At 72.9% G+C, this 15,684-nt stretch carries 10 protein-coding genes and 1 pseudogene; 3 read left to right on the top strand and 8 right to left on the bottom strand.

The window, feature by feature from the left end; translation table 11 throughout:
• Window positions 1-38: 38 nt before the first annotated feature.
• Window positions 39-2,153 carry a C2 family cysteine protease gene (locus tag I6A81_RS14980; RefSeq protein ID WP_203007627.1) on the bottom strand — a complete coding sequence of 705 codons (2,115 nt, stop codon included), beginning with the start codon at window positions 2,151-2,153 and terminating at the stop codon, window positions 39-41.
• A 256-nt stretch (window positions 2,154-2,409) separates the two neighbouring features.
• Here I6A81_RS14980 and I6A81_RS14975 point away from each other — a divergent pair, with 256 nt between their 5' ends.
• Window positions 2,410-3,630 (top strand): acetyl-CoA C-acetyltransferase, encoded by a 1,221-nt coding sequence (locus I6A81_RS14975; RefSeq protein WP_203007626.1) that lies wholly within the window; start codon window positions 2,410-2,412, stop codon window positions 3,628-3,630.
• Here I6A81_RS14975 and I6A81_RS14970 read toward each other — a convergent pair.
• Window positions 3,623-4,879 (bottom strand): phosphatase PAP2 family protein, encoded by a 1,257-nt coding sequence (locus I6A81_RS14970; RefSeq protein ID WP_203010211.1) that lies wholly within the window; start codon window positions 4,877-4,879, stop codon window positions 3,623-3,625. The two genes, I6A81_RS14975 and I6A81_RS14970, sit on opposite strands and share 8 nt — an antisense overlap.
• A 698-nt stretch (window positions 4,880-5,577) precedes the next feature.
• On the opposite strand from I6A81_RS14970, the gene I6A81_RS14965 reads away from it, so the two are divergent.
• The gene (locus I6A81_RS14965; protein ID WP_203001809.1) at window positions 5,578-5,781 is read left to right on the top strand and encodes a DUF1918 domain-containing protein; all 204 of its coding nucleotides are present in this window, start codon (window positions 5,578-5,580) and stop codon (window positions 5,779-5,781) included.
• Between the two features lie 999 nt (window positions 5,782-6,780).
• Here the strand turns inward: I6A81_RS14965 and ahcY are convergent.
• From ahcY to I6A81_RS14950, 3 genes are all read right to left on the bottom strand, one after another.
• Window positions 6,781-8,217, bottom strand: coding sequence for an adenosylhomocysteinase (gene ahcY, locus I6A81_RS14960; protein ID WP_203001810.1), 1,437 nt, complete (start codon window positions 8,215-8,217; stop codon window positions 6,781-6,783).
• A 272-nt stretch (window positions 8,218-8,489) separates the two neighbouring features.
• On the bottom strand, window positions 8,490-11,042 hold the full coding sequence (locus tag I6A81_RS14955; RefSeq protein ID WP_203001811.1) for an efflux RND transporter permease subunit: 2,553 nt from the start codon (window positions 11,040-11,042) through the stop codon (window positions 8,490-8,492).
• Window positions 11,043-11,217: 175 nt separating this feature from the next.
• Window positions 11,218-12,348 (bottom strand): GNAT family N-acetyltransferase, encoded by a 1,131-nt coding sequence (locus I6A81_RS14950; RefSeq protein WP_203001812.1) that lies wholly within the window; start codon window positions 12,346-12,348, stop codon window positions 11,218-11,220.
• Window positions 12,349-12,724: 376 nt separating this feature from the next.
• On the opposite strand from I6A81_RS14950, the gene I6A81_RS14945 reads away from it, so the two are divergent.
• Window positions 12,725-13,528 carry a peptidoglycan recognition protein family protein gene (locus I6A81_RS14945; RefSeq protein WP_203001813.1) on the top strand — a complete coding sequence of 268 codons (804 nt, stop codon included), beginning with the start codon at window positions 12,725-12,727 and terminating at the stop codon, window positions 13,526-13,528.
• A 222-nt stretch (window positions 13,529-13,750) separates the two neighbouring features.
• Here the strand turns inward: I6A81_RS14945 and I6A81_RS14940 are convergent, their stop codons facing one another.
• The 3 genes and pseudogenes from I6A81_RS14940 to I6A81_RS46160 all read right to left on the bottom strand — a co-directional run.
• Window positions 13,751-14,395 carry a LuxR C-terminal-related transcriptional regulator gene (locus I6A81_RS14940; protein ID WP_203001814.1) on the bottom strand — a complete coding sequence of 215 codons (645 nt, stop codon included), beginning with the start codon at window positions 14,393-14,395 and terminating at the stop codon, window positions 13,751-13,753.
• 45 nt (window positions 14,396-14,440) lie between these two features.
• Window positions 14,441-15,112, bottom strand: coding sequence for a GOLPH3/VPS74 family protein (locus I6A81_RS14935; protein WP_203001815.1), 672 nt, complete (start codon window positions 15,110-15,112; stop codon window positions 14,441-14,443).
• Window positions 15,113-15,471: 359 nt separating this feature from the next.
• A pseudogene (locus I6A81_RS46160) lies at window positions 15,472-15,681 on the bottom strand (hypothetical protein); the annotation flags it as partial.
• Window positions 15,682-15,684: the final 3 nt, after the last annotated feature.

Raw genomic sequence — 15,684 nt, 5'->3', positions numbered from 1 at the left:
TGCGGGCCCGCCGGCCGGTCCGACCTGGCCGAGGCCGGTCAGGACAGCGGTGTCATGGTGACCGCGCGCAGCCCGGGACGCAGGTCGTCCCACCGGTACCAGCGGGTCAGCTCCTCACCGGGACTGGCCCACGGGTTGCGCAGCAGCACCCTGCCACCGACCGGGTCGGCGCCCAGGACCGCGAAGGCGTGCCGGCCGACCAGGCCGGTTCCGGGCCGGGGCTCGGGATGGGCACGGGTCGAGACGGTGATGAGGTCACCGGCGGCCAGCCGCGCCGTCAGGTCCTCGACGGTCACCACGGCCGGCGGCAGTGTGTGGTGTTCGCGGCCGGTGAGGTCACTCGCGGCCACGCCGGGGTCGCCGCCGTTGATCGCGTCGTACCCGCCGTGCGCACGGGCGTAGGCCTTCTCGTAGACGGCGGCCCAGAGCTCGGGCCGGCCGGCCAGGTCGACCGCGGCCATGGCCACCGGCGGCCAGCCACCGCCCGCCCCCGCTCCCCCGTCCTCCCCGCCGGGGGCGGCCAGACTCGGCAGGGCCCGGGTCACGGTGACCGGGAACGCCCGGCCGTCCCGGTAGAGGGTAACGGTGAACGTGCCGTTGGCGTTCTCCCGCATCCCGCCCAGGAGCAGGTCGGGGCGGGTCTCGGCCAGCCCGATGAGCGCGGCGGCCAGGTAGCAGTCGCCGACGCCGCCCTGGCCGACGTCGGACGTGCTCACCCCGTCCCGGACGAGTGGGTCGGCCCGGTCGGCCTCGCCCCCGCCACCGGCTCCCCCGCGCCGGCCCGCGCCGGGCGGAGCCGGCTCGAGATCAGGCAGCAGCCGGACCAGCTCGGCGATCATCGGTGCCGGAGCGCTGGCGAGCAGCAGGTCCGGCACGGCGGCCAGGGCGACCAGCTCGTCGCCCGAGCGGGCCGCGAGGCCGTCCGTGAGCCGGTCGACCGCGCCCGCGAGCACCCGCAGCGGGCGGCCACGGAGCCGACTGATCACGGCGGCGCGGGCCGCCGGGGGCAGCGCCGCCAGCCGGCGCCCGACCTCCCTGACGTCGGCGGCCGACAGCGCCCCGGCGTCGTCGCCGACGAACGCGACGAGGCCGCCGGCGACGGCCCTGATCTCGGCGAGGCTCGGCGGCGGGGCGTCGTCGAACCAGGCGCGCTGGTCGATGAGCACGCCACCGGCGCGCACCGCCTCCTCGGCCGCGGCGAAGTGCGCCATCCGGCGCTCGATCGAGGCGGCCAGCCCTGGCGCGCCCCAGGCGACGGCGTGCAGGCCGAGGCGGAGCACGTCGGTGTCCGCCGGCAGCCCGGCCACCCGGAACCGGTGGGCCGGTCCCGCGCCGGCGCCGGCGGCCTGGGCAAGCCCGCCGCCCGTCGCGCGTGCCGCGGCGGTGACCGCGCGGAGCACGGCGCCCAGCGCCTGTTCGTCGGCCCGGCCGACCGCGACCGCGAGCGGGCCGGCCGTCACGCCGGCCGTCCGCAGCCGCCCGGCGAGCGCGCCGAGCAGCCCGGCGTCGAACGAGACCGGTCCGCCGCCGCCCAGGTAGCCCACACCCGGGTAGCCGCTTTCCGGGTGGCGCCCGGCGCCGGGGTCGTGGCCGGGCGGCGCCGCCAGCCCGCCGGCGCCCGGCAGCCCAGCCGCGTACGGGTCGGCGGGGTCGGCCAGTTCGCCCGCGAGCGCGCGCACGAGCTCCGGATCAGGCGTGTCCCAGGCCGGGGGCATCGCGGGCGCGCGGGGCGCCACGAGGCCCGGGCCCGCGACCCGGCCGGCGGGGGCGGCCGGACCGCCCTGTCCGGTCACGCCGCCCCCACCGGCCCGATCGGCCGCCCCGGCCCCGCCGGCGGCCTTCTCGAACACGCCGGCGGTCCGCTCGTACCAGCGGGCACGCACGGTCATCGCTTCACCGCCGGCGTCCAGGGCCCGCCGCCAGCCGCCGATCCGGGCCGTCGCGCGCGCCTGCCAGGGCGACGACCAGGTCTCGGGCGTGTCCAGGCACCGCGCCGGCTCGAGCAGGCCGAACGCCACGCCCGCGAGCCGGCGCAGCTCGACCGCGCCGTCCCGCAGGGCGGTGGCCGCCGCCCTGAGCGCGGCCACGGCGGCCTCGTCGAGGACGGGTCCTGCGGCGGGGCGGCCACCCGCGCCGAGGGCGAGATCGTTCATGATCACTCTCCGCTGTCGGGGCCAGGGTACGGGCCGCCCTCGCGGATGTCGCGCACGTCATGATCATGTTCGCGCCCGATCGGAGGTCCGTATGCGCCGACTGCGCTAGCTTGGGCGAGCAGGGGTCTCCACGTCGCGGGGTGCCCGTATGGCGCCGAGGGCGGCACACGGGAGAAGCGGGCCGGGCAGGGAGACACCCGCGGTCCGGTGACGGCCGTCCTGGCCGCCACCCGCGGACACCGTCGAAGGAGCGAACGTGCCCGAGGCCGTCATCGTCGCGACCGCTCGATCCCCGATCGGGCGCGCGAACAAGGGATCACTCAAGGACCTGCGCTCGAGCGACCTGGCCGCGGCGGTCATCAGGGCGCTCCTGGAGAAGGTGCCCGAGGTCGACCCGACAACCATCGACGACCTGATCATGGGCTGCGGCCAGCCGGCCGGTGTGCAGGGCTTCAACATCGCCCGGGTGACCGCGGTGACCCTTGGCTACGACTTCCTGGCCGGCACGACGGTGAACCGCTACTGCTCCTCCTCGGTGCAGTCCACCCGGATGGCGTACCACGCGATCAAGGCCGGTGAGGGCGACGTCTTCATCTCGGCCGGCGTCGAGATGGTCAGCAACTTCGGCCTGGGCAGCGCGGACAACCTGCCCGGCACCCACAACCCGCTCTTCGCCGACGCGGAGGCCCGCACCAAGGCCCGCGCCGAGGGCGGCGCCCCGGGCTGGACCGACCCGCGCGAGCAGGGCCTGCTGCCTGACATCCACATCGCGATGGGCCAGACCGCGGAGAACGTCGTCCAGCACACCGGGCTGACCCGCGAGGAGCAGGACGAGTTCGCCTACCGCTCGCAGCACAACGCGGCGAAGGCGATCGCCGACGGCTTCTTCGAGCGCGAGATCGTCCCGATCACGCTGCCCGACGGCACCGTCGTCTCGAAGGACGACAGCCCGCGCCCGAGCACCACCCTGGAAGGGCTGGCCGCGCTCAAGCCGGTGTTCCGGCCGGACGGCACCGTGACCGCCGGCAACTCCTGCCCCCTCAACGACGGCGCGGCGGCCGTGCTCGTCATGAGCGACACCCGTGCCCGCGAGCTCGGGCTGACCCCGCTCGCCCGGATCGTCTCCACCGGCGTCACCGGCCTTTCGCCGGAGATCATGGGCCTGGGCCCGGTCGGCGCCTCGAAGCAGGCGCTCGCCCGGGCCGGCCTGACCATCGACGACGTCGACCTCGTCGAGATCAACGAGGCGTTCGCCGCCCAGGTCGTCCCGTCGGCCCGCGAACTCGGGGTCGACTTCGACAAGTTGAACGTGCACGGCGGCGCGATCGCGCTGGGCCACCCGTTCGGCATGACCGGCGCGCGCATCCTGACCACCCTGATCAACGGCCTGCGCACCAAGGACAAGACCATCGGCCTCGAAACGATGTGCGTCGGCGGCGGGCAGGGCATGGCCCTGGTCATCGAACGACTCAGCTGACCACGGGCCCGGGGCGGTCCGGGATCGCGGAAGATGATCCTTGGGAGACGTCGTAGCCCGCGGCCGTCGTCAACTCACCGGCCGTCTCCGGCTCGCCACGGCCGGCGCCCTCGTCGCCCGGCCGTGGCGCGGAGACGGGCGGCGCGGAGAGGGGCGGACGGCTGCCCGGGTCGGGGGCGACCTGCCCGGCGGTCGGCCCGATCGGCCCGACCGTCGCCGCGGCGGGCCCGACCGTCGCCGTGGCGGGCCCGACCGTCGCCGTGGCGGGTGGCGGCGGGAGCACACGGGCCAAGCTGCCCGGCGGCCTGGGCTCCACCAGAGCCGGCCGCGGCACCGCCTGCCCCGGAATGCCCGGGAGAGCCGGCTGGCGCGGAGAAAGGACCGCGCGGACCCGGCGCGCCGGGGCGAGCGTGACGTCGGTCAGGCGCCGCCAGCGCGCCGGCCTGGTCAGCAGGACGGCGCCGTAGACGAGGCCGCCGCCGATCAGACCGTCCAGCCAGTAATGGTTCGCCGTGATGACCACGACCAGCGCGGTCACCACGGGGTGCGCGATCGCGAGCCAACGGGCCCGCCAGCGCAGGATGGTGATGACGCCCCAGGCCTCCAGGATCGCCCAGCCGACGTGCAGGCTGGGCATCGCCGCGTACTGGTTGGCGGCCTCGGCGCCGGGGGCGGCATAGGCGGACGGGCCGATGACGACGCCGGTGTCGACGAACGGGATGTCCGGGCTTACCGCCGGCAGGAACCGGGGCGGCGCGAGCGGGTAAAGAATGTGGATCACCAGCGCGACCCCGGTCGACAGCATGATCACATTACGGACCCGAGGCCAGTGCGCCCGCTGGAAGACCAGCACCCAGAGCAGGAACGCGATCGCGGCCGGGAAATGCACGCCGATGTAGAAGCGGTTCGCCCACTCCAGCAGGTCGGTGGAATGCAGCGCCAGCCGCTGGATCCCCGACTCGTTGGGCAGGTCGAGCAGGCGCTCGAAATGCCAGACGTTGAGCGCGTTCTGGAGCGCCTCGTCCTGTCGGCCATCCGCGACGCTCCGGCCGAGCCGGTAGACCATGAACAGCCCGCCCAGCAGCAGGACCTGCCCCACGTAGAAAGCGAACGACGACGCGAGCCGCCGCGCGCGCGACCGGCGCGGCCGGGTGGCTGGCGTGGTGGAACGCGCCAGCCCGGCGGCCGGCTCGGCGGGGCGGCGGAACGGAGATCGATCGCCGGCCGATGGACACGGAATGCTCACCATTGCGCACACCCGCGCATGCGAAATCCTCCCCAGCCCAACGGATCCCCGCTCTACGGTTCTACCAGCCGGCCGGCAAGTACAGGCCCCGCCAGCGGTGAGACATCTCTCAGCGCACCCGTGATCCCGCGACCGCGTCCAGCGACGGAACCATGCCGTAGATCATTACTTTTCGGAGTCGGTTATGGTCGTATGGTCATCGCAAAGACAGGGCGAGACCGTCAAGGAAGTAACGGCGACTCGGCGATACACACAAGTAACCCTGGGTAGCCAATCCCGTAGGCTCTAGCCACAGGACGGCAGTCGCTCAACCGAGAACAAACATCGACTATTTCAGTTCACTTTCCTGGCGGGACGGAAGGCGTGTCGGGTTCGCGACACCCCGCCGTCACCGACTGGATGTCATCCGTTCGCCCACGAGCAATGTCGGGGTGCGGGCGCCGTAAGCCATCAGCCGGGCCCGGCCCAACGGCCAGGCCCGACCCGACTGGCGTCCCGCCTCCGGCTGGCCGCCACGCCCGGCCGGCGGCCCCGCCCAGCTGACGGCCCCGCCCGCCTGACAGCCCGCCCGGTGAGCCCCGCCCGTCGCGGCGACGCGCCCGGAGCTGGCCGCGGGCCGCATCCGCACGGTCCGGGCGGTGTGATCACCCGCCTCGGCGGGGAGGCTCAGCAAGAGGTTGCTCCAGGCAAGGGAGGACGCGATGCACGCGAACGTCGGGGACCGGGTGTGCGTCCGCAGCCGGACCATTGGCCAGTCCGAACGACACGGTGAGGTGCTCGAGGTACGCGGGCAGCCGGACGGGCCGCCGTTCCTGATCCGCTGGGACGACGGCCACGAGGTGCTCTTCTTCCCCGGCGCCGACTCCGTCCTAGAGGTCTTCAGCAAGCAGCACGCCCACGTCTAGCCGCCCGGTAGGACTTTGTCGGGTCTCACGCCAGGCAGGGCCACGGGCGCCGGACGGTCGGTCACTCAAGCCCGTGACCTGCGCGGACGAGAGACGGAGATCGAGACTCCGCGCTTTCCGGAACATCCGGATGCGCTGGTCGGAGCAGCCTGGCAAAGTCCCGCCAGGGCCTTTCCGTGGATCTTGCCAGGGCCGCCCGATCGCCGATCCGCGCACACATCCGATGATCACTGGCTCGTGAGGGCCCGACGACTTCCTTGATCGCCAGATGTGTGCGCCGTCCGGCGGTTTCTGTCCGATTTGTCCACGAACTTCGCACAGATCTGGTGATCTACCGGCGAGACCGGGCCAGGACGGGTCGAAGATCGGGGTTTGCGCGCGCGAATCCGCGGTCCGAGGCCGCGGAACATGATCCACAGGAAGCGTCGTAGGCGGACCGCCACCAATCAGGAAGGGCCGCTCCCTCAAGGGGAGCGGCCCTTCCTCATGTTCTTGATGTTCTCGCCGTGTCCGCGACGGTCTGGCCCAAGCCGACACGACCAACGCAACCAGCCGGCATGACCGAACCCGCCGAGATGACCACTAAGGCCACCTCGAACACGTCCAACCCCGGCTTCGCCGGGCTACCTGACGACCAGTTCCCTCAGGCGCGGAGCGTCCGAGGGACCCTGGCAAGCGACACGCCCGACGCAACCAGCCGGCATGACCGAACCCACCGAGGCGACCACCAAGGCCACCTCGGACAGGCCCGACCCCGGCTTCGCCGGGCTACCTCACGACCAGTTCCCTCAGGCGCGGAGCGTCCGAGGGACCCTGGCAAGCGACACGCCCGACGCAACCAACCAGCGGTGACCCAACCCGCCGAGGTGACCACCAAGGCCACCTCGGACAGGCCCGACACCGGCTTTACAGGGCTACCTCACAACCTGGTCTACGAGGGCGCGAAGCGTCCGAGAGACGCCGGCGAGCGGCGCGCCTGGCGCGCCATTCGAGCCGCCGTCAGTAGCGGTAGTGGTCCGCCTTGTAGGGGCCGTCGACGTCGACGCCGATGTACTCCGCCTGCGCCTTGGTGAGCTTGGTGAGCTTCACGCCGAGGGCGTCCAGGTGCAGCCGGGCGACCTTCTCGTCGAGGTGCTTCGGCAGCGTGTAGACGCCGATCGGGTACTGGTCGGTCTTGACGAACAGCTCGATCTGGGCGATCACCTGGTTGGTGAAGCTGTTCGACATGACGAAGCTCGGGTGGCCGGTGGCGCAGCCGAGGTTCATCAGGCGGCCCTCGGCCAGCACGATGACCGAGTGGCCGTCGGGGAACACCCACTCGTCGACCTGGGGCTTGATGTTGATCTTCTCGATGCCCGGGATGCGACCGAGCCCGGCCATGTCGATCTCGTTGTCGAAGTGCCCGATGTTCGACACGATCGCCTGGTGCTTCATCGCCGCCATGTGCTCGGCGGTGATGATGTTGAAGTTGCCGGTGGTCGAGACGAAGATGTCGGCGGTCGAGACGACGTCCTCGAGCACGGTCACCTGGAAGCCGTCCATCGCGGCCTGCAGCGCGCAGATCGGGTCGATCTCGGTGACGATGACGCGGGCGCCCTGGCCGCGCAGCGCGTCCGCGCAGCCCTTGCCGACGTCGCCGTAGCCGGCGACGACCGCGACCTTGCCGCCGATGAGCACGTCGGTGGCCCGGTTCAGGCCGTCGATGACGGAGTGCCGGCAGCCGTACTTGTTGTCGAACTTGCTCTTGGTGACCGAGTCGTTGACGTTGATCGCCGGGAAGAGCAGCGAGCCGGCCTTGTGCATCTCGTAGAGCCGGTGGACGCCGGTGGTGGTCTCCTCGGTGACGCCCCTGATCGCGGCGGCGGCCGTGGTCCAGCGGCCCGGCTTCGCGGCGATCGTGGTGCGCAGGGTCTCGAGGACGATCGCGTACTCCTCGGAGTCCGACGGGTCGGTCGCCGGGACGGCGCCAGCCTTCTCGAACTCGGCGCCCTTGTGGACGAGCAGCGTCGCGTCACCGCCGTCGTCGAGGATCATGTTCGGGCCGCCGCCGTCCGGCCAGGCCAGCGCCTGCTCGGTGCACCACCAGTACTCCTCGAGCGTCTCGCCCTTCCAGGCGAACACCGGGACGCCGGCCGGGGCGTCCTTGGTGCCGTTCGGGCCGACGACGACCGCGGCGGCGGCGTGGTCCTGGGTGGAGAAGATGTTGCAGGAGACCCAGCGGACGTCGGCGCCGAGCGCGACGAGGGTCTCGATGAGCACGGCGGTCTGGATCGTCATGTGCAGCGACCCCATGATCCGCGCGCCCTTGAGCGGCTGGCTCGCGGCGTACTCGGCACGAGTCGCCATCAGGCCCGGCATCTCGTGCTCGGCCAGCCGGATCTCCTTGCGACCGAACTCGGCCAGCGCGAGGTCCGCGACCTTGAAGTCGAAGCTCATCTCTCTCCTTCGGCGCTCACCGGCGCCCCTGAATCTGCTGGGTTTTGGAGGCGCCCAAGCGGTGGTGTTCCGTGCCCGTGCCGTACCGGGTTACGGTACGGCACCCGTTGGCGCGGCCAAGTTACCGGCCCCGCCCGCGGACCGGTCACCGCCGTGATTTCGCCCCCACCCCGCCGGCTGGCTACCGTTCGTCCAGCCCTGGGCCGTCGGTTCGGCCGTCAGCCGGCGGGGACTCGCTGGGATCGTCGGACCCCGGCGAATTGTCCCAGGTCTCAGGCCGAGTCGGCCGTGGGCGTCGTGGGCAGCGCGGTGGCCACCGCCTCGTCCCCGGACGGCTGCCTGGGCGGGACCGGCGCGCCGCCCCTCGGGCGGTGCACCCAGCCGCGCTCGTCCATCCAGACCAGCAGCGGGGGGAGCACGACCAGGGCGGACAGCAGCGCCACCGCGACGTTGAGCGCGACCAGCAGGCCGAAGTCCCGCAGCAGCGGCAGCGGGCTGACCGCCAGCACCAGGATGCCGACGACCGCGGCCGCCGCGGACACCAGGAAGGCCCGCCCGGTGCGCGCCGCCGCCTCGTCGACCGCGGCCCGCGGCGCGAGCCCGCGTGCCCGCTCCTCCAGGTGCCGCGCCACGATCAGCGAGGTGAACTCGGTGCACAGCGCGATGATCAGCGGCCCGCCCAGCGCGGTCAGCGGGGACAGCTCCAGGCCCGACACCCAGGCGATCAGCGACGTGAGCCCGACCGCGATCAGGACCGGCACCATCGACAGCAGCGCCTTGACCGGGCCCCGGTAGCGGACGAAAAGCACCACGAACACGCCGAGCAGGGCGTAGTAGGTGAGCTCGACCCGGTTCTTCTCGATGTTGTCCAGCAGGCCGGTGCCGACGACGGCCAGCCCCGACGGGGTGGCGCGCACGCCCTCCGGCGGGTCCACCGTCGCCCGGATGTCCTTCACGACCACGGCCCGCTGCTCCAGCGTGCGTGGCCCGGTCTGGAAGATCAGGTTGAACGCTCCGGCGTTCCCGCCCGCGGCGCCGAGGTTCACCGTGCTGCGCTTGATCGCCTCCGGCGCGACCTCGTACGCGGCCCGCACGTCCTCGCCCGTCGGGGGCACCACCTGGGCATCGGGCACGTCGAGCAGGAAGCTGACGGTCGTCACCAGGCTGGACGCCGTGTTCAGGTCGTCGGGGTACTTCGCCAGCTGCGCGCGGGCGAACTCGTCGACGAACCCGACGGTCCGATCGTCGAAAACATCGTCCGACTGGACGAAGACACCGAGCTCGCTGGTCGTGCCGGTGTTGTCGCGCAGGCGGTTGAGATCCTTGATGACCTGGCTGTCCTGGCTGACCCACTTCTGCGGGTCGGTCTGCACCGTGAGCCGGCCCTCGACGAGCACGCCGCCGGCGAACACCGCGACCGCGGCCACCACCAGTGGGATCGCCGCGACGCGCGGCAGCGACCCGAGCAGCACGGTCGTCCGGCCGAGCGGCCCGCGGGTGTAGTCCTTCGGCGGGGTGGGCCTGCGCTGCTCGCGCCAGGCGAGCGACGCCGAGGTCAGCAGGACGGTCGCGAGGACGATGACCGGCAGGCCGAGCGCGAGCAGCGTGCCGAAGTCGCGGATCATCGGCACCGCGCTGAACTCCAGCGCCAGGAAGGCGACCACCGCGGCGACGGTGGCCAGTGCCAGGGCGGGCATCAGCCGGTGCAGCGCCTCGGCGACCGGATGGCGGTCGTGGGCGAGCTGCGCCTCCTCCTCGACCCGGCTGTGCAGCTGGACCGCGAAGTCGATGCCGACGCCGAGCAGCACCGGCAGGCCGCTGATCGTGACGATGTTCAGGGGAACGCCCAGGTAGCCGGCGAGGCCGAACGCCCAGACCTGGCCGACCACGACGACGCCGAGCGGGAGCAGCCGCCAGCGCACCGCGAACGCCACCAGCAGGAGCGCGACCATGAAAGCCGCCGCGATCGCGCCCAGGGTGAGGAACCCGCCGCGCAGGTAGTCGTTGATGTCCCGCAGCAGCACGGGCGCGCCCGTGGTGGTGACGGTCGCGTTGTCGAACTGCCGCTTGGCCATCGCCTCCTCGACGAGCTCGGAGGCGGCACCCTCGTCGTCGATCGACGCGTTGCCGGCCAGCCGGACGACCATCTGCGCGTTCTCGTCGTTCGGGAAGAACGGCAGCAGCGACCGGCGGACGTCACCCGCGTTGTCGTGCAGCAGGAAGTCGACCCAGGCCTGGTCGCTGAAGGTGTGCTGGGCGGGCGGGATCTGGTTGATCCGGCCCAGGGTCGTGATCGAGTCCTCGAGCCGCTTCGCCTGCGAGGTGGGGTCGGTGTCCCGCTCCCGCGCGCCGAGCAGCATCTTGCCGGCGGGGCTGTCGATCGGGTTGCCGTCAGGGCTGGTGACCAGGTTGTGGGTGAATTCGAGCGCGGTCTTCGGGGTGACCACCGCGACGATCCGCGGGTCGCTCTCGAGCTCCTTGGCCAGCGCGTCGAACTCGGCGACGTTGTGCGGCGTGAAGAGGTCCTTGAGCTGCTTGCCATCATCGATCTTGAAGTTGGCCAGCATCGCCTGGCCGCCGAACAGCGACTGGTAGGCGATGTTGTCCTTGGCGACCTGGGAGCCGGAGTTCAGGTAGTTGTCCTGGCTGGTGCTGAACTCGAGCCGAGTGATGCCGAAGCCGAGGCCGACGGTGAGCAGTACCGCGATGATCGCGACGATCCCGCCGCGCCGACCGGCCACCTGTGCGACCGACGTCCAGAAGGATCCGGACCGGTCACCGCGCGTGGACCCGCGCGGCTCGGAGGGACCTTGGGGTGTGGACACGAGCGCGCTCCCGACAGGGTTGGCAGGGCGCCGGTAGGCGGCACCGCTGGTTACTGGTGAGTTAGGTAACAAGTTCAAAGGTGTATAGCTCAGACGAAGCCTGGGTGTAGAGACCTAGCCACCCAAATTTGGCAACAGATTCACAACGGCACGGAAACAATACGGCCCGCGCTGGTCAGGGCCGGGCCGGCAGCCCCCTGGTATACCGGACCTCGGTGGTGTTCGAGAGGTCACGCAGATCTCGGATCTGGCCCGTGGCGACGTACCCGAGCCGCTCGTACAGCCGGTGAGCGTCGGTGAACCGCGTGTCACTCCACAGCTCGACCAGGCCGGCGCCCCGCCGACGGGCCTCGCGCTCCACGCGGCGCACCAGCGCCGCGCCGAGCCCGCGCCGGCGCGCCGTGGCGGCCACGTAGAGCGACTTCAGCTCCACGCGGCCGTCGCCGGTCTCCCGCGTCGCGACGCAGGCGGCCAGCCGCGGCGCCGGCGGGGCACCGCCCGCGCCCGCGCCGTCACCGGAGCCGCCGGCCGCGCCCGGGGCGACATCCTCGACGGCGTCATCGGCGAGGTCCTCGAGAACGTCCTCGACCACCCACATCGCGCCGCGGTACCGACCGGGCCCGGGCTCCACGTCGCCGGTGTAGGTGGCCGCCGGATGGCGCAGCCAGGGCTCCTCCGCGTCGACGTCGAGCACGCAGCCCGGGTACTCGGACCACACCGCGCCGATCAGGCGCTCCAGCTCCGGGCCGTCGGCGTCGCGGACCGGGCGTATCCCCGGCAGGATCGCCCGGGCCATCCAGACATGCTCGATCCCGGCGGTGACGTCGCGCGGCCCGAACGACCGGTAGCCGAGGCCCGCGTACATCCCGGCGACGCTTGCCTGCGCGTGCAGCCGGACCACCACCAGGCCCCGCTCGGCCGCGCGCCGCTCCAGCGCCACCGTCACCGCCCGGCCAAGGCCACGCCCGCGCGCGTCCGGCCGGACGGCCACCCGCCCGATCACCCCGGCCGGCCCGGCGCCGGCGCCAGGCGGCCCCGCCTCTGGACCCGCGTCGAGCCCGGCGACCGCGGCCGGGTCGAGCAGCCGGGCGGTCGCCAGCGCCTGGCCGTCGCCATCCCAGACCACCGCGTGGTCGGCGTGCTCGTCGGCGGCGTCGTGCTCCAGCTCGGCCGGGACGCCCTGCTCCTCGACGAACACGGCGGTCCGCAGCGCGCGCACGGCGGCCGGCGGCGGCCCGGGCAGCACCGTGACCTCGGGGGCGAAGGGGTCCTCGGTACGCGCGCTGGTACGGGCCGACACAACCATGGGCCGCAGTCTAGGAAGCAAGGGACGCTCCCGGACAACGGACACCCACGTCGCCACGAGGCGGCGCCGGGCTCCGGGCCTGGCGGTCCTCGGCGAGCCGGCGCCACCGCGGGCCGCCGCTCACGGCGCCCGCGGAGGAACCGCGCCGAGCAGGCCGTTCCGGGGTCGACGCGCCCTGCGTGACGGACAACACAGAGAATGCCGACCGCGACTCGCGCTTTTCTGGGCATGGCCGGCGACAGCGTTGTCACCGGCCGAGCCGGCATGAGGCGCCGGTAAAGCGGTCAATAGGGGTTCATATGGACATAACAAGCGGCACGAGGGCCGTCGATCCGTCCAGCGGGGCGGTCACGGCCGGGCTCCGGGGGCGGTAAGCATGGCCGCGACCCGATATCCACCGGCGGCCTGGCGCCCGGTGCGGAACACCTCCGGCACGATGGTGCTCCCCACCCGTGGCCTGATCCCGCATGTGCAGCAGGGCAACGGCTCGCTGTTTGGCTGGTTCAACAACCCGGCCAGCGAGGTCTCGAGCCACCTGTGGGTTTCCAAGGGCGGGACGGTCGAGCAGTACGTCGAACTCGACCGGAAGGCCTGGGCACAGGCCGACGGCAACCCGTACTGGATCTCGGTGGAGTGCGAGGGCTACGACACCGAGGACTACACCCCGATCCAGGTCCAGCGGCTCGCCGAGCTCTACGCCTGGGGAATTGCCGAGTTCGGCTGGAAGGCCGAGATCACCGACAGCGTCAACGGATACGGCATCGGCACGCACCGCATGGGCGGCGCCGCCTGGGGCGCGCATTCCTGTCCCGGCAGCATCCGCGCCGACCGGCGCTCCGGCATCCTCCAGGCCGCGTTGGCGACGAGCGGCGACGTCACCTCCTCCAGCGCGCAGCAGCGGTACGTCAACATGCCCACGCTGCGGCCCGGTGACCGCGGGAACGCGGTCGTCACCCTGCAGAACGCGCTCAACATCATCTTTGGGCACGAGGCGCCGACCGGCGACCCCAACCGGCTCGTCCCGGACGGCGCCTTCGGCCAGCGGACGCAGGCCCGGGTCGGCTCGCTGCAGCGGCTGAACTCGCCGTACTACGGCCCGATCACCGCCGACGGCGTCGTCGGCCGCCAGAGCTGGCTCAAGATCGGCTACATCCTCACCGGCATGAACCGCTGGGTGTGACGGCGGCGCGGAGCGTCCCCGTCCGGATGGGCGCTCCGCGCCCGCCCGAGCCCGGCCGGTGCCGGCCTCGACGCGGGCGGCTGGACGGGCTGGGTGCCCGGCCGGCGGCCGGCGACGCCTGGCCGGCGACCTCTGATCCGAGACGTCTGATCCGAGACGTCGCCGCCGGACGGGCGACCTGCCGCCTTGCCGGCGGGCCCACTCCCCGCGACGCCGGTTCGGTCAGGTGTTCAGGTAGGCGAGGACGGCGAGCACCCGGCGGTTGTCATCGGCGGACTGTTCCAGGCCCAGCTTGCTGAAGATGTTGTTGGTGTGCTTCCCGACGGCCTTCTCGGTGACGAAGAGACGGCCGGCGATCGCCGCGTTCGACCGCCCCTCGGCCATGAGCTCGAGCACCTCGCGCTCGCGGGCCGTCAGCCCGCGCAGCGGCTCGTCCCGGGAACGCCGGGTGAGCAGCTCCGCCACGACCTCCGGGTCCATCGCCGACCCGCCGGCCGCGACCCGGCGGACCGCGTCGACGAACTGGCCGACGTCGCTCACCCGGTCCTTGAGCAGGTAGCCGACGCCGCCGCCCGGGCTGGCCAGCAGCTCGCGGGCGTAAAGCGGCTGAACGTCCTGCGAGAGCACGAGCACCGGGAGCCCGGGAACCTTGGTCCGGGCCTCGATCGCGGCGACCAGCCCCTCGTCGGTGAACGTGGGCGGCAGCCGGACGTCCACCACGGCGACGTCCGGCCGGTGGCTGGTCAGCGCCCGCAGCAGCGACGGCCCGTTGTCCACCGCCTCCACGACCTCGAAGTCGTAGGCGGTCAGCAGTCTGATCAGCCCATCCCGGAGCAGGGCCAGATCCTCGGCAAGCACGACGCGCACGCCTACAGCGTTCCATCCCGCCCGGCGCCGGCGCGCGGCACCGTCTCAACCGCCGGCCGCCGCCGCCTGCGCCTGCTGCTCGCGGACGACCTTGCGCAGGGCGGGGCCCGCGGGGGCGATGGACTCCATGAGGCTTTCGACTCGCCCCTTGTGCTCCCGCAGCTCGCGACCGGAGGCGAGCACCCGGATCTGGGCGAGGGCGCCGAGCGCGGCGAGCTCCCGGGCGCGGACGTCCAGGCGATCCGTGGGAGTCGGCCCGCGCAGCGCCCGGCGCACGTCGTTGATCAGTGCGCGCACGACCCGCCGGTCGCGGACCGTGACCGTGGTCCGCGGGAAGACCCCGAGCACCCGATCCCGCTCCACCCGCAGCCAGCGGCCCGCCTCCAGGTAGTCGCGGGCGCATCTGGTCGTGCGCCGGTTGTCCTGGCCGATCCAGTGAGACCAGGAGCGCTGCCGCGCCGACTCCTCGATCTGGCCGAGCACCCTGGCGAGGATCGGGTCGTCGAAGGCCCCGCCGCCCGGCCGGGACGCCCGGCCGGTCACCACCACCTTGCCGCCGTCGTCGCCGATCCGGCCACGGCGGCGCAGCTCCAGCAGCGCGGCGGCCCGCAGCGCCGGACCGAGATGCCCAGAACGCGCGGCGCCGTCCATCCGTCCCTTGTCCGGGTTGTAGGTCAGCAGGTACAGCTGGGCTGGTAGCGATTCGGGCAGATCCATAACCGCGCTCCTCCCGTACGGGCTTACTCGGCTGTCTCGTCGGTTGTCTCGTCGGTTGCGCCCGGCTGATCGGCGCGGGCCGGCTGATCGGCCAGGCCCAGGCCGCCGTCCTCGACGGCGGTCGCCGCCTCGTCAGGCCCGGCTTCGCCGCCGGCCTCGGACCCTTGACCGGCCGCGCCGCCGACTCCGTCACCGCCGACTCCATGACCGCCGGCGACTTCGCCGCCCACTCCGTCACCGCCGACGGCTTCGCCGCCCACTCCGTCACCGCCGGCGACTTCGCCGCCCACTCCGTCACCGCCGGCGACTTCGCCGCCGACTCCGTCACCGCCGGCGACTTCGCCGCCGACTCCGTCACCGCCGGCGGCTTCGCCGCCGGACCTGGGCGGGCGGCCGCGGCGTGGCATCCGGCCGACGGCGCTCGGCAGCCGGCCGGCTGACGACAGGGCCGCGCGGAGCAGGAACTCGATCTGAGCGTTCGTGCTGCGCAGCTCGTCGCCGGCCCAGCGCGCGAGGGCGTCGTGCACGGCCGGGTCGAGCCGCAGCAGGATCTTCTTACGCTCCGTCACCTT

Origin of the sequence: Frankia nepalensis (genome assembly GCF_016786325.1) — a bacterium.
Classification (GTDB): Bacteria; Actinomycetota; Actinomycetes; order Frankiales; family Frankiaceae; genus Pseudofrankia; species Pseudofrankia nepalensis.
This window is presented reverse-complemented; position numbering and strand designations above follow the sequence as displayed.